17 protein-coding genes are annotated in these 18,967 nt (G+C 43.2%); 12 read left to right on the top strand and 5 right to left on the bottom strand.

The features are described from left to right. The first annotated feature begins 247 nt into the window (after window positions 1–247). Entirely contained in the window at window positions 248–2,110 is a 1,863-nt protein-coding gene (locus tag HG547_RS04645; RefSeq protein ID WP_169547141.1) for a methyl-accepting chemotaxis protein, read from the top strand. Between the two features lie 173 nt (window positions 2,111–2,283). On the opposite strand, the gene HG547_RS04650 is transcribed toward HG547_RS04645, so the two are convergent. From HG547_RS04650 to lolB, 3 genes are all read right to left on the bottom strand, one after another. Further along, window positions 2,284–3,231 (bottom strand): ribose-phosphate pyrophosphokinase, encoded by a 948-nt coding sequence (locus HG547_RS04650; RefSeq protein ID WP_037422243.1) that lies wholly within the window; start codon window positions 3,229–3,231, stop codon window positions 2,284–2,286. Window positions 3,232–3,344: 113 nt separating this feature from the next. Then, window positions 3,345–4,199: a 4-(cytidine 5'-diphospho)-2-C-methyl-D-erythritol kinase gene (ispE, locus tag HG547_RS04655; protein ID WP_169547142.1), complete on the bottom strand. Its 855-nt coding sequence runs from the start codon at window positions 4,197–4,199 to the stop codon at window positions 3,345–3,347. Window position 4,200: 1 nt separating this feature from the next. Next, window positions 4,201–4,845 (bottom strand): lipoprotein insertase outer membrane protein LolB, encoded by a 645-nt coding sequence (gene lolB / locus HG547_RS04660; protein WP_037422250.1) that lies wholly within the window; start codon window positions 4,843–4,845, stop codon window positions 4,201–4,203. Window positions 4,846–5,099: 254 nt separating this feature from the next. Here lolB and hemA point away from each other — a divergent pair, with 254 nt between their 5' ends. The 3 genes from hemA to prmC are packed head-to-tail and all read left to right on the top strand — an operon-like array spanning window position 5,100 to window position 8,319. Continuing rightward, complete coding sequence (gene hemA / locus HG547_RS04665; RefSeq protein ID WP_037422253.1) at window positions 5,100–6,350, top strand: glutamyl-tRNA reductase; 1,251 nt, start codon at window positions 5,100–5,102, stop codon at window positions 6,348–6,350. Between the two features lie 14 nt (window positions 6,351–6,364). After that, window positions 6,365–7,456 carry a peptide chain release factor 1 gene (gene prfA / locus HG547_RS04670; protein WP_037422256.1) on the top strand — a complete coding sequence of 364 codons (1,092 nt, stop codon included), beginning with the start codon at window positions 6,365–6,367 and terminating at the stop codon, window positions 7,454–7,456. Window positions 7,457–7,458: 2 nt separating this feature from the next. Next, complete coding sequence (gene prmC, locus HG547_RS04675) at window positions 7,459–8,319, top strand: peptide chain release factor N(5)-glutamine methyltransferase (RefSeq protein WP_037427846.1); 861 nt, start codon at window positions 7,459–7,461, stop codon at window positions 8,317–8,319. A 141-nt stretch (window positions 8,320–8,460) separates the two neighbouring features. On the opposite strand, the gene HG547_RS04680 is transcribed toward prmC, so the two are convergent. Then, complete coding sequence (locus HG547_RS04680; protein ID WP_169547143.1) at window positions 8,461–8,874, bottom strand: GNAT family N-acetyltransferase; 414 nt, start codon at window positions 8,872–8,874, stop codon at window positions 8,461–8,463. A gap of 117 nt (window positions 8,875–8,991) precedes the next feature. Between HG547_RS04680 and HG547_RS04685 the strand changes: the two genes are divergently transcribed. The 4 genes from HG547_RS04685 to kdsA all read left to right on the top strand — a co-directional run bounded on the left by HG547_RS04685 (window position 8,992) and on the right by kdsA (window position 12,478). After that, window positions 8,992–9,387: a SirB2 family protein gene (locus HG547_RS04685; protein WP_037422264.1), complete on the top strand. Its 396-nt coding sequence runs from the start codon at window positions 8,992–8,994 to the stop codon at window positions 9,385–9,387. After that, complete coding sequence (locus HG547_RS04690) at window positions 9,387–10,175, top strand: tetratricopeptide repeat protein (RefSeq protein ID WP_169547144.1); 789 nt, start codon at window positions 9,387–9,389, stop codon at window positions 10,173–10,175. The genes HG547_RS04685 and HG547_RS04690 overlap by 1 nt, the downstream gene beginning before the upstream one ends. Window positions 10,176–10,317: 142 nt before the next feature. After that, complete coding sequence (locus HG547_RS04695) at window positions 10,318–11,565, top strand: DUF819 family protein (RefSeq protein ID WP_169547145.1); 1,248 nt, start codon at window positions 10,318–10,320, stop codon at window positions 11,563–11,565. A gap of 64 nt (window positions 11,566–11,629) precedes the next feature. Continuing rightward, entirely contained in the window at window positions 11,630–12,478 is an 849-nt protein-coding gene (gene kdsA, locus HG547_RS04700; RefSeq protein ID WP_037422272.1) for a 3-deoxy-8-phosphooctulonate synthase, read from the top strand. 157 nt (window positions 12,479–12,635) lie between these two features. Here kdsA and HG547_RS04705 read toward each other — a convergent pair whose 3' ends face one another. After that, window positions 12,636–14,405, bottom strand: a complete 1,770-nt coding sequence (locus HG547_RS04705) for a flavocytochrome c (RefSeq protein ID WP_047539441.1) — start codon at window positions 14,403–14,405, stop codon at window positions 12,636–12,638. Window positions 14,406–14,633: 228 nt separating this feature from the next. Between HG547_RS04705 and HG547_RS04710 the strand changes: the two genes are divergently transcribed. From HG547_RS04710 to HG547_RS04725, 4 genes are all read left to right on the top strand, one after another. Next, on the top strand, window positions 14,634–15,662 hold the full coding sequence (locus HG547_RS04710; protein ID WP_248278693.1) for a porin: 1,029 nt from the start codon (window positions 14,634–14,636) through the stop codon (window positions 15,660–15,662). Window positions 15,663–15,776: 114 nt separating this feature from the next. Continuing rightward, window positions 15,777–16,661, top strand: coding sequence for a LysR family transcriptional regulator (locus HG547_RS04715; RefSeq protein ID WP_099457515.1), 885 nt, complete (start codon window positions 15,777–15,779; stop codon window positions 16,659–16,661). Window positions 16,662–16,677: 16 nt separating this feature from the next. After that, window positions 16,678–17,901 carry a DUF819 family protein gene (locus HG547_RS04720; RefSeq protein WP_169547147.1) on the top strand — a complete coding sequence of 408 codons (1,224 nt, stop codon included), beginning with the start codon at window positions 16,678–16,680 and terminating at the stop codon, window positions 17,899–17,901. Window positions 17,902–18,093: 192 nt separating this feature from the next. Further along, on the top strand, window positions 18,094–18,966 hold the full coding sequence (locus HG547_RS04725) for a DMT family transporter (protein WP_169547148.1): 873 nt from the start codon (window positions 18,094–18,096) through the stop codon (window positions 18,964–18,966). The last annotated feature ends 1 nt before the right edge of the window (window position 18,967 follow it).

Here is an 18,967-nt window from a genome sequence, read left to right on the forward strand (position 1 = left end):
TTATGAACTTACAGGTTTTATACCAGTTGGTATTCTGAATGATAACTCTATGAAAGTAAAATCACAGATTATACTTTCATAGTTGCCACTATACTTGGCTGTCAATGTAAATCGAAAAATGGAGAAAGTTCCGAAGCGGATAAAACAATAAATGAAAGATGAACTTTTTATGTCAAGGCTATATTTACTGTAAAAGACGTGACTCCCAACTATCTTTTTAAGAGATGTTATTTATTAGGGGCTTTTTATGTTAATCCGCTCGAAATTGTTACTCAGTGCTGCCGTATCTGTAACGGCTTTGATAGCCATGTTTGGATTGCAGCTTTATACAAATTCAGTTGAGTCGGAACTCTCCCACGCGGCGCAAAACGTGCTCGAACTTGAGCGTGATGTGTTGTTACTGCGTAAAAATGAAAAGGACTTTTTTGGCCGTAAAGATATTCAATATGTTGAAAAACATAAACAAGTTCATGCCTCAATTGATGACATGATTCCTAAGCTTGAAAAAATCTTTAAAAAATACGATGTACCTATTACTTCCCTCGAAAGTTTTGACCGCAATTTAAATCAATATCAACAGGCCTTTAATGAGGTTGTTCAACTGCAACAAGAAATTGGCTTAACACCCAAAACAGGTCTCTATGGCACCTTAAGAACTGCGGTGCATAATGTGGAATCCATGCTGAAGGAATACGATCAACTTTCTTTGCAAGTTGCCATGTTGCAGCTTAGACGCAATGAAAAAGATTTTATGTTGCGCCGCGAAATGAGCTATGTCGAGACCTTCGATGCCAATATTGCTTTGTTTAATAGCAGCTTAAGGGCATCAAGTTTAGATATTGATGCGCAAAATAAAATTGTTGCATTGATCGAACAATATCAAAAAGACTTTAAAAGCCTCGTTAGTAAAGAGCAGCAACTGGGTTTAGATGAAAAACAGGGCACGATGGCACAGTTAATCGCCGCGAATAAATTAACAGAATCTAGCGCTGATGAGCTGCATAAACTTGCTCTCAAATCTATCGAAGATACAGAAAAGAGCAGCAGGAATATTGGAATCGCTGTCTTTCTGATGATTGCATTAATCCTCGGCATAATTACTTACTTAATAATCCGTAGCATTATTAATCCCGTTGCGCGCATTACACAGGTTATTTCACGCATCGAAGTGAGTAAAAACTTAACCCTAAGATGCGATGCATCAACGCAAGATGAGTTAGGCGAAATTGCACAGCATTTCAATAGCATGGTGGGCAGTTTCCAGCAGCTTATCGAGCAGGTTATTGACTCTGTCTCTACTATTAACACCTCAAGTAAGAGTGTCTCAGAGAATGCCATGCTTGCTTCTGAAGGTGTTGCGCAGCAACTTAACGAAACCGATATGGTGGCTACCGCGATTACCGAAATGGGCGCCACCATTGATGAAATCGCTAAAACGACCGAGCTTGCGGCACTCAAAGCGGGTAAAACCCATGATAACGCTCAGTTGGGGCAAACTGAGGTAGAGCAGACGATTCTTAAAATTAGACAGTTATCTGAGCAAATTAATACGAGTGCTTCAGTGGTGGACGAGCTTGAGCGCGATAGCGAAACCATTGGTAGTGTGCTTGATGTGATCCGCGGCATTGCTGAGCAAACCAACTTACTCGCATTGAATGCTGCGATTGAAGCGGCGCGTGCTGGAGAGCAGGGGCGTGGATTTGCTGTTGTGGCTGATGAGGTGCGTAGTCTAGCGATGCGAACTCAGACATCGACACAGGAGATTGCTAATATTATTCAAACCTTGCAAAGTCGAACCCGTTCTATTGTGCAATTAATGGATGCGAGCCAAAAACAAGGTGCAGAGAGTGCTGAGCAGGCCGCAGCAGCGGGAGAATTACTAAAGCTTATCAATAATGACGTTCGAAACATTATGGATATGAGTACGCAGATTGCTGCTGCAATTGAAGAGCAAAGTATGGTGGCTGCTGAAGTGAATAAGAATGTTGTGGTCATCCGCGATATTGCGGAGCAATCTTCCCATGCAGCCGATGCTAATGCTTCGGCATCGGACGAGTTAAGAACCCGAGCCGAGTATTTGGTGAGTGCTGTGAGCCATTTTAAGATCTAAACGATTATGCTTGAGACGCACCTTGGGGGGCGTTGCTATAGCATTTTGAGGCGCGTTTGTGGATGGATAAGGCAGAAGTCGATTCAATCCTAAAATGTAAACTAAGACCAAAGCTAAAACGCGCAAATAAAAAACGCACCTGAAGGTGCGTTTTTTTATACAACGTTTAGCGATTAGTGGCTGAACATTGCAGAGATAGACTCTTCGTTGCTAACGCGGCGAATGGCTTCCGCCAATACCGCCGACATCGTCAGTTGAGTCACTTTCGCCACTTTCAGCATTTCAGGGCTTAAAGGTACGGTATCTGTGACGATCACTTCATCGATCACTGAGTTGGTGATATTTTCAGCCGCTTTGCCAGAGAACACTGGGTGAGTTGCGTAAGCAAATACGCGGTTTGCACCATGTTCTTTCAAGGCTTCAGCCGCTTTACACAGAGTGCCGCCTGTGTCGATCATATCGTCAACGATAATGCAGTCACGGCCTTGAACATCGCCAATAATGTGCATCACTTGTGCAACGTTTGCCTGTGGACGACGTTTATCGATAATGGCCAAATCAGAATCGTCTAACAGTTTTGCCACTGCGCGAGCACGAACCACGCCACCGATGTCAGGAGAGACAACCACAGGGTTATCTAACTTCTTCGCAACCATGTCTTCTAATAGCACTGGGCTACCAAATACGTTATCAACAGGAACGTCGAAGAAGCCTTGGATCTGCTCAGCGTGTAAATCACAGGTTAAAACGCGGTCAACACCGACGCTAGACAGGAAGTCAGCAACCACTTTTGCCGTAATAGGTACACGTGCGCTGCGGACGCGACGGTCTTGACGAGCATAACCAAAGTAAGGAATAACAGCAGTGATACGACCAGCAGATGCACGGCGTAGCGCATCAACCATCACGATCAGTTCCATGAGGTTATCGTTAGTCGGCGCGCAGGTGGATTGGATGATAAACACATCGGCACCACGTACATTTTCGTTGATTTGGACACTGATTTCACCATCGCTGAAACGACCAACCACTGCGTCTCCGAGTTTACAAAATAGACGATCGGCTATCTTCTTAGCGAGACTGGGGGTGGCATTCCCAGCAAAGAGCTTGATGTCGGGCACTGTATGAACCTCAGGCGTTTGCTTTATATTTTAGTGGCTAGAGCAACGACGATGCGGGGACGGGAGCGGACCCGTGGGCTATCGTGAAAAAAGTTGCTCTAGAAGAAAGTAGTTTATGGACGATTGAGTCGCACTATGAGCGGCGAAATATTCATCCCTTTTGCAACAAATCCTTGCATATCAGACGGTAATTTCGCCAAGGCTGCGAGAGCTTGCTGCTGCGACGAAAACTCCCCAAACACGCATGCGCCCGTTCCGGTCATTCTCGACGGCGCATATTCTAGCAGCCAGCCTAAGGCCTTGGCAACTTGAGGGTATTTAGATACGACCAGTTCTTGGCAATCATTTCTCCAAGATTGGCTCAGTAAAGTGTCAATGCCAAGCTTAGGCGTATTACGCGGCAGCTGCGGATCTTGGAATACTGCTGCGGTGGAAACATGGGCGTCAGGGGCAATGATTAAATACCATAATTCAGCGGGATTAACCGTCTGTAAACGCTCTCCAACTCCCTCGGCAAATGCAGCGAAACCATGAATAAAAACAGGGATATCGGCACCGAGTTTTAATCCAATTGCCGCTAATTCATCATGAGACAATTGGGTATTCCATAACTGATTCAAGGCGACAAGCGTGGTGGCTGCATCCGAGGAGCCACCGCCTAAACCGCCGCCCATGGGCAGACGTTTATCGAGCCAGATTTCAGCACCGCCACGATAACCTGTAGATTGTTGCAGTGATTTTGCGGCTCGCAGAATTAAGTTATCGCTATCCGCGACAACGTTTGACATGTCCGAGTGCAAAATCAGTTCAGGAGTGTCAGTCACTCGAAAGTCGAGTTGATCGCAACAGTCAACAAATTGAAACAGGGTTTGCAACTCATGGTAACCGTCACTGCGGCGTCCGTTGATATGCAAAAACAGATTGAGTTTGGCGGGAGCTGGCCAATTGCGTGAAATCTCTTGGGACATGCTAAGGTTTTTCTCCGAGCAGTATTGAGGGTTTACCTAAGGCTTGCCATTGATTGAGCTGAAGCTTGAGCTGTAAATCACCGCGTTCGAGCGTTAATTGGTAAGGCACCTTAGCGCCACTTTGGGATTGCCAGCTTAAAAATGTGACTAACCAAGGCGGTGGCGTTTGCACATTTTGCAGTTGCTTAGTTTGACCTGTACTATCAACGGCGATAACGCGATCTAAACTGCCAACTTGCCCTGTGATCCACAGGGGCAAATCGTTAATCGGGATGGACCAGCCACTGACGCGTTCAAGTAAGGCTTGGGCGTTATTATCACGAAAATCTTTGCCATCAATATGTAGGTGAGCCGAGTGAGGCGTCGCCTCCAAAGTCAATACTGTAGTACCTAACATCGTCGTGAGCGTGAGCTCGTCGCGTTCCTCGCTGTGGCGCCAATAGAGATTGGCACTGAGCTTATCTTCAGGTGTGCGGATAGCTAGTTTACCCTGTAGCTCCCACGCTTTAGCTTGGGCTGCATTATCGACCGTAATAGGGCTGAGATCGGTCATAGGCGGCAGTGTTTCACAGCCGCCTAAAAACAATAGTCCGCTCAAGGCGATACAAGAGAAAATGGATTTTGTGAAGCGCTTCAAATTATTCATCTATAACTGATATACCAAAGTCCTTATGATACGAGGGCTTGGAAAGAATACCAATGCCATTTGTAAAATTTCCATTGGCAGTCACTTGGGATAACTTCAGTCGTGCTAATCGGTAATTGTCTATCATTGATAGAAAATTTAGGTAAGAAGTTAGACCTTTATTCGGTTTTGTTAAGCGTATTCTGTTTTTAGTTGGGCCAATTCAGTAGAATGCCCTTATTAAGATAGACGCCAAGAATCTAGAAAAGAGTCAGATGAGCCTTGTAGCAATCGGTATTAACCATAAAACAGCCACGGTAGACCTGCGTGAGAAAGTCGCCTTCTCTCCAGACACAATTCATGATGCCATGAAGAGTCTGGCCAGTCGTACGCGCTCCGGTGAAGCCGTTATCGTCTCGACCTGCAATCGCACTGAGTTGTATTGTAACAATGGCGATGAGGCCGATATCATTGAATGGCTTGAAGAATTTCATGGCCTAGAGCATAAAGATGTCGCGCCCTGCCTCTACAATTATCACGGACAAGAGGCGGTGAGGCATTTGATGCGCGTTGCTTCGGGTCTTGACTCGTTGATCCTGGGTGAGCCGCAGATTCTTGGTCAAGTTAAACAAGCCTTTGTCAAAGCCAAAGAAGCCGGCACTGTCGCCTTAACTATTGACCGCTTGTTCCAAAATACTTTCTCTGTTGCTAAAAAAGTGCGTACCGAAACCGAAATCGGTGCCGCTGCTGTATCGGTCGCTTTTGCGGCCGTGAGCATGGCAAAACATATCTTCTCTTCGCTGTCGACCACTAAGGTACTGTTAATCGGTGCGGGTGAAACGATAGAGCTAGTAGCTAAGCATCTTAAAGATAACGGTGTTGCCTCTATGGTGGTGGCAAACCGTACTTTAGAGCGCGCTCAAAGCATGTGTGAAGAGTTCAATGCTACGGCTATTACGCTGGCACAGATACCAGATTTTCTCCCTAAAGCCGATATCGTGATATCCTCTACCGCCAGCCCGCTACCAATCCTTGGTAAAGGCATGGTAGAAAAAGCGCTAAAGCAGCGTCGCCATCAACCTATGTTATTGGTTGATATAGCAGTTCCCCGGGATATTGAGCCGGAAGTCGCCGATTTGGACGATGCGTTTCTGTATACAGTGGACGACCTGCATAGCATTATTGAACAGAATAAGGCTTCCCGAAAGGAGGCCGCCGAGCAAGCTGAATTAATTACTGAAGAACAATCTCACCTCTTTATGGAGTGGGTGCGTTCTTTAGAGTCGGTCGATAGTATTCGCGAGTATCGCAGCCAGAGCATGGCGATAAAGGATGAGTTAGTGGAACGCGCCCTGAATAAATTAGCGCAGGGGGGCGACACTGAGCAGGTATTGATTGAACTAGCCAATCGCCTGACCAATAGACTCATTCACGCACCCACCCAAGCCCTCACGGTGGCGAGCCGTCAGGGGGATTTGAATACATTAGGTCAGTTAAGAACAGCGCTCGGATTAGATAAAAACTAAGGTTAGCGAGTTAAATGAAGGAATCCGTTATCCGCAAGCTGGAAGGCTTGCTCGAGCGCAACGAAGAAGTCTTAGCTTTGCTTGGTGATGCGTCTGTCATTGCCGATCAGGATCGTTTTCGTGCGTTATCTAAAGAATATTCTCAGTTAGAAGAAGTAGTTGCAGGCTTTAAAGCCTACCAGCAGGCACAGGCGGATCTCGAGTCTGCTAAGGAAATGCTGGAAGAAGATGACGCTGAAATGCGCGAAATGGCGCAGGAAGAAATCAAGGCTGCTAAAGCTGAACTTGAACGTCTCGAAGCCGAACTGCAAATTCTGTTACTACCAAAAGATCCTAACGACGACACTAACGCCTTTATCGAAATTCGTGCCGGTGCGGGTGGCGACGAAGCGGCGATCTTCGCGGGTGACTTATTCCGTATGTATAGCCGTTATGCTGAAGCCAACCGTTGGCAGCTCGAGATTATGAGCTCGAACGAAGGTGAGCATGGCGGTTTTAAAGAAATCATCGTTAAAGTCAGTGGTGAAGGCGCCTACGGTAAACTTAAATTTGAATCCGGTGGTCACCGCGTTCAACGTGTACCTGAAACCGAGTCACAAGGCCGGGTTCACACCTCTGCCGTAACTGTGGTGGTGATGCACGAAGTGCCTGAAGCTGAGGCGATTTCCATTAATCCTGCCGATCTTAAGGTCGATACTTTCCGCTCATCGGGCGCGGGTGGTCAGCACGTTAACAAAACCGATTCCGCCATTCGTATTACCCATATTCCAACTGGGATTGTGGTGGAATGTCAGGATCAACGCTCGCAACATAAAAACCGCGCACAAGCAATGAGCGTGTTAGCGGCGCGTATCCAAGCCGTAGAAGATGAAAAACGCCGCAGCGCTGAAGAGTCTACTCGCCGTAGTCTGGTCGCCAGTGGTGACCGTTCTGAGCGGATTCGTACCTATAACTTCCCGCAGGGCCGCGTGAGTGAACATCGTATTAACTTAACCCTATATCGCTTAAACGAAGTGATGGAGGGTGACTTGGATGCGATTTTAGGACCGCTGATGCAAGAACATCAGGCAGATTTATTAGCCGCACTCGCTGATGAGCAGGGGTAATTTTGGCTGATCAATCCTGTATCGCCGAGGCTCTGCAATGGGCCTATGTACAGCTAGCTTCAACCTCTGAATCCGCCCATTTGGATGCAGAGGTTTTATTATTGTATTGCCTCAATAAGAATCGTGCTTATCTGTACACTTGGCCTGAAAAAGCCTTGAGCGTAGAACAGTGGAAACGCTTCCAGCAAATGGTGCAACGGCGTCAGCAAGGCGTACCTGTGGCTCACATTGTTGGCGAGCGTGAGTTTTGGTCACTGCCCTTTATTGTGAATGATACGACCTTGATCCCTCGTCCTGATACTGAGATCCTCGTCGAATCCGCCCTCAACCTACCCCTTGAAAGTCATGCAAAAGTGCTCGATCTGGGAACGGGAACCGGCGCGATTGCACTGGCTTTGGCTTCTGAACGCGCCGAGTGGCAAATTACCGCGGTGGATAAAGTGGAAGATGCGGTCGCGCTGGCAAAGGCGAATCGCACTAATCTGAAACTTGAACAGGTTGAGATACTACAAAGCGATTGGTTTAGCGCTATCACTTCCCGTGACTTTGATTTAATTGTTTCTAATCCGCCCTATATCGATGAGGCTGACGAGCATTTACATCAAGGTGATGTGCGTTTTGAGCCACAAAGTGCGCTCACCGCCGCCGATGAAGGGTTTGCTGATCTTTACTACATTGCAAAAACTGCTCGAGATTATTTAAAGCCCAATGGTTATATATTGCTTGAGCATGGTTTTGAACAAGCAGTTAAACTCAGGGCAAAACTCACAGAGCTAGGTTACCAAAATGTCGCTACCGTGCGGGATTTTGGTAGCAACGATAGATGCACTATGGGTAAGTGGATGGGGTTGATTGGAATTTAATATTTGCTCCAATCCTGCTGAGTGCCAAAAAACGCCATTGATTACCCGTCAATGGCGTTGTTGTCTATGTATCTGTTGAGATTATTAGTCTTTATAAGCTCATGATAAGACGTCTTAAAATCACATTTTATCTTTAAGAAGCTACAGCACCTTAACCATAAAGAATTTACTGCCGGTTTCGGGATAGGCTTGCTGTACCCACTGCACACGATATCCGTGGCGCTCATAGAAAGGTTTTGCTTGAAAATCTAAGGTATCGAGCAGAACAAATTGGCAGCCGCGTTGTTTGGCTTTGCTTTCAGCCTCGAGTAATAAGCGTGAGCCGATATGTTGTTGACGTAATGCTTCATCCACCCACAGATAGTCGATTAAGAACCAATTGCCGAAGGTCTTGCCGCTTAAGCCCGCAAGTAAGGTGCCTTGCTCATCCTGCAACTTTAAGCCTAGGTTTTGGCGTTGCAGCGTTTGCCAGTGCTGCTGATTAAATTCGACGATTTTTTGCTTTACCGTGTCGGCAAACTCGGTGGACTCATCGTCAATTATCATTAAATTCATCATGGTTTCCTGCAAAGTGTGCGACGGGGCCCGTCTGTGAATCTCGAGTGTTAGGCATTGGTCTGGCGTTATGATTAGGGTAAACTAGCGCCTTTGTCACTGGCCATAAGTATCACAATGGAAACTTTTTACAGTCTTTATCCTGCTGTTAAGCACCTGCACTTAACCTTAATTGCCGTGAGTGTGCTGTTTTTTGTCGTTCGTTTTGTGTTGCATTTACGTCAGTCAGCACTGATGGGCAAGAAGGTCTTTAAAGTCGCTCCCCATGTGATTGACACTTTCTTGCTACTTTCTGGTTTAACTTTGTGCTTTATGATCAAGCAATATCCCTTTGTGGATCCTTGGTTGACCGAAAAGATTGGCGCTGTCGTTGCTTATATTGCCTTGGGTGTAATTGCAATAAAAGCCAACAGAAACAAACTTTTCAAAGTATTCGCCTTTCTCGGCGCTATAGGTTGGTTGGTTTACGCGGCTAAATTGGCGCATTTTAAACAAGCGGTATTATTGGGTTAATGGGTAAATACACTCTGCAAGATGGCATTTCTTTGCCCGAGTCGGCATTGGATGTAGGTGCTCACCTTGGCTTTTCAAACCTCGAAGCGGCGAAATGGGCTTGGTTTGAATTGGCTGGAGCCGTATTAAGTCATTATCTGGTAGATCAACAGCAACGCTTAAAGGCTTTGTTTCGTTGGTTTTATCAGGATTTAGGGTTCTGTGTTCGCGACAACTACTTCAGCACCGAAGCGGCGGACTTGGGCACTTGTCTTATCACTAAACAGGGTAATAGCACCACGCTGGCAACGGTATTGATGCTACTGGCCAAGCAGCTCGATTTAGAGCTCGAGGCACTGCTATTACCGGGTAATACCGTGCTTCGCAGTAACGTTGGTGGCGTTGTTCGTTATCACGATCCGCTGACGGGCAAAGAGCTGACGAAACACCATCTGCATGTGTTAGTGCGCGGTGAGTTGGGTAATGCGGCTGAACTTAAGCCAAGTTACTTAAAGGCGGCGTCGGTAAAGAAGCTGATTTCGCGCATGCTGCATGAGCTTAAGGCGGGTTGTATCGTTTCCCATCAATTTGAGGCGGCGATGGAGTGTTGTAACTTGTTGCTTCAGTGGCATCCCGATGATGTGCATTTGAACCGCGAGCGCGCTTTTATTGCGCAGCAACTTGGATGCATTAATGTTGCTGCGGCCGATCTACAACATTTTGTCGATAACAGCCCACACGATCCTGTTATCGAAATCGTTAAGATGCAGCTCAAAGAACTCAGTGAACACGCTGAAATCTATCATTAAATCTTAAAGGAGAGCCTTACAGGCTCTTCTTGTTTTTCTAAAACAATAACAAACCGGGCGAATGGGAAGTTTGCCCACTAACTGCAAACGGCAGTTTTTAGCATAAATACAATAACAACTGTACCAAACAGGGAGAATACACATGGCAAGTACGGCATTAGTTACCAATGACGCGGTAGCGCTGGGGATTTTAGCGACGATTCTGGGATTTGTGTTTTATACCAGTACGAGCAGTCATCCATTTTGGCAAAAGTTTTACCGTTTCATCCCAGCGTTATTACTCTGCTATTTCTTGCCTTCATTGCTAAACACCTTTGGGGTGATTGATGGCCATACATCACAGCTTTATCCTGTAGCTTCTCGCTATTTATTACCCGCCTGTTTGGTGTTGTTGATTTTAAGTGTGGATTTAAAAGCCATCTTAGGACTTGGGCCCAAGGCTGTGATCATGTTTTTAACGGGAACCATCGGTATTGTCATCGGCGGCCCGATTGCTTTACTCCTGGTGTCATTGATCGAGCCATCGCTGATTGGTGTTGATGGCTCTGATGCGGTGTGGCGCGGTATGACGACCCTTGCGGGTAGCTGGATTGGCGGCGGTGCTAACCAAGCGGCGATGAAAGAAATTTATGAAGTCGGTGGCAATATCTTCTCCGTGATGGTGACAGTTGATGTAATTGTGGCCAATATTTGGATGGCGGTATTGTTGTTTATGGCGTCAAAGGCCAAGGAAATCGATGCTAAAACCGGTGCGGATACGACGGCGATTGAAACTTTAAAGAACAAAGTTGAGCAGTATCACGCTGAAAATGCGCGCATTCCAAGTCTACGTGATCTTATGCTAATCGTGGCAGTTGGTTTTGGTATTACGGGCGTAGCCCATATTGCTGCCGATTTCCTCGGCCCGTATTTTGAGGCCAATTATCCTTGGACCGAGGACTACAGTTTTACCTCGAAGTTCTTCTGGTTAGTGGTGATTGTGACCACCATAGGTTTAGCTATGTCTTTTAGTCCTTTGCGCCATTTGGAGGCAGCGGGGGCATCTAAGGTTGCATCGGCTTTCCTGTATATTCTAGTGGCGACCATTGGTTTGCATATGGATGTAAGCAAAGTCCTTGATACACCATTATATTTTTTAGTGGGTATTATTTGGATGATTGTACACGCCAGCTTTATGTTATTGATTGCTAAGCTAATTAAAGCGCCATTATTTTATATGGCGGTAGGTAGTCAGGCTAACGTGGGCGGCGCGGCATCAGCGCCCGTTGTGGCTGCTGCGTTTCACCCTGCATTAGCTCCCGTCGGGGTGCTGTTGGCCGTATTTGGTTATGTGTTAGGAACGTATATGGCTTGGATTTGTGGCCAAATTTTACAGCTAGTTGCGGTATAGTCGCTCTAGTGCCAATATTCAGTTTTCCGCTGGACAGAGTCTAGTATTTGAGAGAGATGTTGCGATGAGTAATAAAATCATAAAGTTAGGTTCAATCGAAATTGCAAACGATAAACCTTTTGTGCTATTCGGTGGCATGAATGTGCTTGAGTCTCGCGATCTCGCGATGTCGATTGCTGAAACCTATGCCGAAGTGACTCAAAAACTAGGGATTCCCTATGTTTTCAAGGCATCGTTCGATAAGGCTAATCGCTCTTCTGTCAACTCTTACCGTGGTCCAGGCATGGAAGAAGGCTTAAAGATTTTTGAAGAAATCAAAAAGACCTTCAATCTGCCACTCATTACCGATGTGCATGAGCCTTACCAATGTGCGCCTGTAGCTGAAGTGGTTGATATTATTCAATTACCAGCTTTCTTAGCGCGCCAAACAGACCTTGTTGTCGCGATGGCGAAAACGGGCGCTATCATTAACGTGAAAAAGCCGCAGTTTTTAGCCCCCCATGAAATGCGCCATATCATCACTAAGTTTAATGAAGCGGGTAATGATGAAATTATCTTGTGTGAACGTGGTTCATGCTTCGGTTACAACAACTTAGTAGTAGATATGCTGGGTATGGACGAGATGAAGCAATCGGGTTATCCGGTGATTTTCGACGCCACCCATGCATTGCAACGCCCAGGTGGCCGTGCTGATTCAGCGGGAGGCCGTCGTGCTCAGGCGACTGAATTAGCCCGTAGTGGCATGGCATTAGGCTTAGCAGGTCTGTTTATCGAAGCTCACCCAGATCCAGATAACGCTAAGTGTGATGGTCCATGTGCGTTACCTTTGCACCAGTTAGAAAATTATCTGAAGCAGATGAAAGCGATGGATGATTTAGTCAAATCCTTCGAGCCAATTGATACCAGCAAGTAAAAAAAGAGAGGTTAAATTAACCTCTCAAAAATAGCTGGGGAGCTTTTGAAGTCTGGCAATAAATTGATTGCCAATAATCATGATGAATAAAGCTTGCGATGAGATGTGACGAGAGGCGATTCCCACGCCTCTCTGAGCTAGTACATCTGAGCTTGAGTTACTTAGTTTCTAACGCATGTTTTGCCGCATTAGTGCCTGCAATTTTTCCAAAAATCACAGTGTCTGCAACGGCATTGCCACCTAAGCGATTATACCCATGTACACCACCTGTGACTTCGCCAGCAGCAAACAAGCCGACTAACGGTTTACTTTGAATATCGAGCACTTCAGCTTTGGTATCAATGGCGACACCACCCATAGTATGGTGGATACCAGGAGCCACTTTTACGGCATAAAAAGGCGCCTTTTCTAGTGGCAATGGCATTTGTTCGCGAGCAAACTCTTCATCCTTACCTTGTTTAAAATAACGATTGTAGTTTGAAACCGTTTTTTCTAATGAGCTTTCTTTCATGCCTGTAATTTTAGCAAGTTCAGAAACTGTATTTGCTTTTTCAAGCATATCTAAATGGTCATATCCCTGAACCATTTTAGCTTTTTTATAAAGCTCATTATCAAAGACTAACCAAGCATATTGTTCAGGCTGTTTAAGAATGGCATCGGATGCTTTATCGCGAGTCGTTAATTCACTGACAAAACGATTACCATCTTTATTAACCATAATTGCACCTACCCCTCGAACAGTTTCGGAGATTAAAATGCGGCTATCTTTTCCCACAGTTGGATGAGCTTGTACCCAATCAATATCGGTCATACTCGCTCCGATTGCTTTGGCAAGCTCAATACCATCACCAGTGGAAGTAATGTTATTAGAACTAGTCATCCCTTTAAACGTTGGACGATAAAATGCGACCATTTCCTTATTAAAACCATATCCACCGGTTGCTAGAACAACTGATTTAGCAGCAATCATATAGTGGCCAGAATGTTTTCCATGGACGACTACGCCGACAATTTTTTGGTCTTCATCAATCACAAGTTTGACAACTTTAGAATTAAGCCGAGTATCGACCCCTTCTTTTACTGAAGCTTTTCTCAATACATCAATGATATGTGGACCAACGCTTAAACCTCCTGTGGGTCTATGGGTGCGGTCAACTCTTGCGCCACCTGAGCGTTTTAAGTCATCCATGTTTGCACCTAAAGATTCTAACCATTTAATACCATCAGCAGATTGCTCAGCTAATATTTGGACTAACTTTGGATCATTGGCATAGCGACCACCTTTCATTGTGTCTTCAACAAACCATTCAATTTTATCATCCACTTTATGTTCTTTTTGCTGAGCAGTTCCTACTGCATTGTAACCGCCAGCTGCAAGCATAGAGTTACCACCACTAAATGGGCCTTTTTCGAGTAATACTACTTGCGCTCCTGCTTTTTTCGCTGCGATAGCAGCATTAAACCCTGCGCTTCCCGCTCCGACAACAATGACATCCGTCGTTTCTTTTGGACCAGCTGCAATCGCCTTGCTGATTGCATCATTGTCCCAACCTTTATCCCATGGTTCTTTAGATTGTGCACTATTAAAAGGCATCTCAAGCCCTTTAAATGAGTGGCACTCATTACAGTATAATTTGGGTTTTTCATGACCTTTATGGCAGCTTGTACAGTTAATATCACCTAAATGTGATGCGTGAGGATCTAGCTTTAGTTTAGGATTAGCCAAAGCACTGTATTCACCATGACATGATTTACATTGCTGATTTTCATAAGTTTCACTGTCAGATACTTTGCCAGGTTGAGTGTGGCAGCTCTTGCATCCTCCCATTTCTTTATGAAAAGAGGCCAGATCATTTTTGTCATTTGCAGCCCAAGATGCTGTAGAAAAGATTGAGCACAAGACAAAACTTAAAAGTGTTAACTTCATATAATTCTCCAATTATAGTTTTATTGAGGTAATCTTCACTTATGATATTTTTTTATTAATTGCTAAATGGTGATGTTGCGCAATAAATTATTGTGGTTAAATAAAATTGAAATTGTTTTAAATAATTTTTAATTAATCATTTTTATATTAGAGGTGTGATTAAAGTTCAAACGGAATCTTTAACATAGAATTAGCATAGTTACGTTTTTATGTTAAAGGATGAAATTTATGAAATATACCAATTGTTTTGTGCCTGTTGCTTTATTACTTTGTTCTAATCAAGCTTTATCTGAGCCCTTAGATTTTTATGGGAGATTGTGGCTTGGTGTATCAAACTCTAGTCATGGTATTTCTGGTAATGAAAAGGTTAATGGTTTTTCACTTGAGAATTTTGCCTCATACCTTGGGATTAAAGGTGATTATGATGTGCATGAAGATTTTAGTTTGATATATAAGTTCGAAGCCGGAGTTGAAAGTTTTGATAATGATGATACAAATATTTTTAAACCGCGTAACTCATATTTAGGCTTTAAGGTTAAATATGGTAGTGTCGTTTTTGGGCGAAATGATACTGTATTCAAAACTTCAGAAGGTAAAGTCGATCTATTCAATATTACATCAAGTGATATGAATATGATTATTGCAGGTAATGACCGGTTAGGTGATTTAGTCACGATCAATACTGCAAAAGTTGCAGGCATGTCTCTTGGCATTACATATGCTTTCGATGATGATTTTAATCAAAAAAATCAAATGCTTGCTGACAATCAAAACAATTATGCTGTTAGTGTAGTATATGGTGATCCTTCATTTAAAAAAGGAAATAGTTATCTTTCTCTCGCCTATGCTGATGGACTAAATTTGTTAGAGGCAACAAGAGTTGTAGCTGGTGTTACTATTTCATCTATAAAACTGGGGGCGATATATCAGTATTCTAAATCCAGTATCTATGAAAATGTTAAAGGAAATTCATATTTATTAAGTATGAGTATTCCTGTTAATAAATATGATTTAAAATTTCAGTATCTTAAAGATGATGCCGGTCTGGGGAAAATTACCAAAAATGCTGGTGCAGATCTTAAAACATTAAATAATAGTGATGCGAGTCAATATTCAATTGGTGTCGATTACAATCTGATGAAGGAATTAACATTTGGTGCAGCAGTAAGCTACTTTGAAGGCGAGTACTCAGATTCAAAAGGTAATAATGAGTTTGACGATACTTTGATTTCTTTTTCAACAAGATACCTTTTTTAGAACATATCAAATAAAGCGGTCTAATAGACCGCTTTATTAAAATTAGATATCAGTCATGTTAAAAAATGTATCTTTCATTTATCTTGTTCCAACTGGAGTTTATTGGGGATGTAGATGCGCATTACGTTAAGGCAGTTAATGATCTTTAAGGCTATCTGTACCGAGAGGCAGATCTCAAAAGCGGCAAAACTGATGCACATGTCAACTCCTGCAGTGAGTATGGCTCTGAAAGAATTAGAGAACTCGCTAGGATGTCGACTGTTTGAAAGAGCTGGTGGTGGCTTGGAGCTAAATGCCCATGGAAAAATTATTCTGCCTTATGCTAATGAAATGCTTAGTAAGGGAAATGAATTAGAGAAGCTTTTTAATTTTGCTGAGGATGGGGTTAAAGGTTGTTTAGTGATCGGTAGCAGTAAAACGGTTGGTAACTATGTTTTATCCAGAAAGATCCCATTATTTAAAGATAAATATCCAGACGTAAAAATTAAACTCATAATAGAGAATAGTCTGGTGATTGAAAAAATGGTATCAGAAAAAGAAATCGACTTAGGTTTCATTGATGCCAAGCCTGCAAGTAGAAATCTAATATGCGAGCAATGGATGCAAGATAAGCTTTGCATTGTAAGTGGGTGCTCACATCCTGTAGCAAAGCAAGAATGTTCTAGTCATATTTTAAGTGAACAATTGTGGGTTTTTGACCATGAGTCCTCTCTGTCACATATTAGGGCTGTTCAATTGTTAAAAAGTTTAAACGTTTATGTCAGAAATGACATTTGTATGTCTACTATTGGGGCGATTAAACGTGCAATTGGAACGGGTATAGGTTTGAGTGTTTTACCCTATGTGGCTATAAAAGAAGAGTTAGAGCGGGGGGAGTTATGTTTGATCGATTTGAAAGGATGGGATTATAAACGCACTTACTGGTCAATCCAGCGAGAGTCTGATGAGCTTTCATTACAGTCTAATATTTTTTTGAATTTTTTAAATAATGCTAGTTAGAAAGTGGGTGAAATAAATGATTTCTTCAGAATGTGGAATCGTTATTTTTTTAATCTCACTTCTTGTCGTTGTGTTATATTCAAACTCTTCATCTTGTCTTTTTTTTAAACGCTTTTATAGTGTTTTCCCTGTCATGTTTATTTGCTATACCTTACCTGCTGTATTTAGTTTTTTTAATGTGGTAGATGCAAGTAGGTCAAGTGTTGATGACTATTTTAAAGCGCACTTAATTCCATTTAGTTTATTTTTGCTAATTGTGAGTACGGATTTTATTACATTAAAGTCAGTCGGTGGAAAGATTTTATTGATGTTTTTCATCGGAACTGTTGGTGTTTGTATTGGAGGGCCAATTAGTTTATGGATTGGCTCTAAATTATTTCCAGAAGAGCTTTTATGGCAAGGTAGCGATGCAGCATGGCGTGGCATGGCAACATTAATGGCGAACTGGTTGGGTGGTACAGCAAACCAACTTGTAGTCAAAGAAATTCATCAAGTTGGCGAGGCCATTTTTGCAGTAATGATGACGATAAATGTGGTTTTTTCTGGCGTATGGATGGCTATTTTGTTGTTTTTGGCTAAAAAACAAAAAGCGATTGATAGAATATTGGATGCTGATTTGAACAATTTACCTGTTTTTATTGAAGATGATATAACAAGGTTAGATGGCAAAAAGCATTTTATTGGCTGTATGTTACTCATTTCTTTTTCATTATTTATTTTTTTGTTTTGTCATTCGGTCTCCGAATTTTTATCCCAAACAGTGAACAATCGTTTTCCTTATTTATTGCATTATAACCTAGGATCAAGTTTCTTTTGGTCTATGATTTTGTCAACACTTTTAGGTATTTTACTCTCGATGACCTATGCAAGACATGTGTTTGTTAAACAAGTCAGGTTTGTTTCATTTTTTTTGCTGTACTTTATGATTATGAATATTGGATTGAATATTGAGTTTGCTTCATTTCAATCCATATTCTACTATTTTATTATTGGGTTGATTTGGTTTTTTACTCATATAATTATTCTACTATTATTTTGTTTGTATTTTAAACTTCCCATATTGTATTTTGCTATTGCAAGTCAGTGTAATATTGGGGGCGCAGCTTCAGCACCTGTTGTCGCGAGTGCTTTTCATCCTAAATTAGGATCTATCGCGGTTTTAATGGCTGTGTTGGGTTATACATGGGCGTCATTTATTGCATCAATTATTGGTTCTTTCATGCAATTTATACATCCATAATTAATATTCAAATTATTATGTATATTTTCTATTCGTTTTTATAGCGATTATTTAATCGATGACCATACTAGCGTATGATCTCAAAGGCATTTATCAGTCTTTGTGTCGTGTCTAATGTTTCCATGTGGGGTATGATGCTTGTCTTATCTTTTGCGTCGAAGCAAGAGAACATGCTTTGGTGGAAATAGGTTTATGTGGATTTTGTTTACCTTGCTCGCTGCGTTTATGCAGGCGTGGCGCAATGCCTTTCAGAGCCAACTGAGTAAAGAGGTTAAGGTCGCGGGCGTCACCTTAGCGCGGTTTATTTGGGCAGGCCCAATTGCGGCCTTGTATCTTGCACTATTATATCTTTGGAATAATGTCGGCTTACCACATTTTACGGCGGAATTTTTCAGCTTTATTATCGGCGCATCCATGATGCAGATCCTTGCAACCGGCCTGATGGTTAAGCTATTCCAGCAGCAAAACTTTGCTATTGGTGCCGGGCTTGCTAAGAGTGAGGCAATAGTCGCGGCAATCTTAGGAACATTGTTCTTTGGAACCCATTTATCCTTACTCGGCTGGGTTGGGGTTATCTTCGGCGGTATCGCTGTATTTTTGCTGAGTGCTAAACAAGGGCTTAGGCAGCTCTCCCTTAGTACCGTCATACTGGGCATTGCCAGTGGCAGCGCCTTTGCGCTGACTTCGCTTTGGGTGCGAGAAGCTAGTTTGAGGTTAGATGTCGGTTTTCCTCATAGTGCGGCTTGGGTGTTGTTGTTGGTGATTAGCCTGCAAACAATCGTGCTAGCCAGTTACTTGGTTTTAAAGGATAAAGAAACATTAATCGGCCTGTTACAACGGCCTAAGTTAACCTTGCTGACCAGTACTACAAGTTGTTTTGGATCTATTGGTTGGTTCAGTGCGATGTCGTTACAAACTGTCCCTTATGTGAAAACCTTAGGCCAAGTGGAAATCTTTTTTATGATGTTGATTTCAGCATTCTGGTTAAAGGAACGCGTAAAAATAAAAGAAATGCTTGGTCTAGCACTCATTGCGGTTGCTGCCATACTCGTGATGTGGGGATGAG

Origin of the sequence: Shewanella sp. DNRA4 (assembly GCF_012843185.1) — a bacterium.
GTDB lineage: Bacteria > Pseudomonadota > Gammaproteobacteria > Enterobacterales > Shewanellaceae > Shewanella > Shewanella xiamenensis.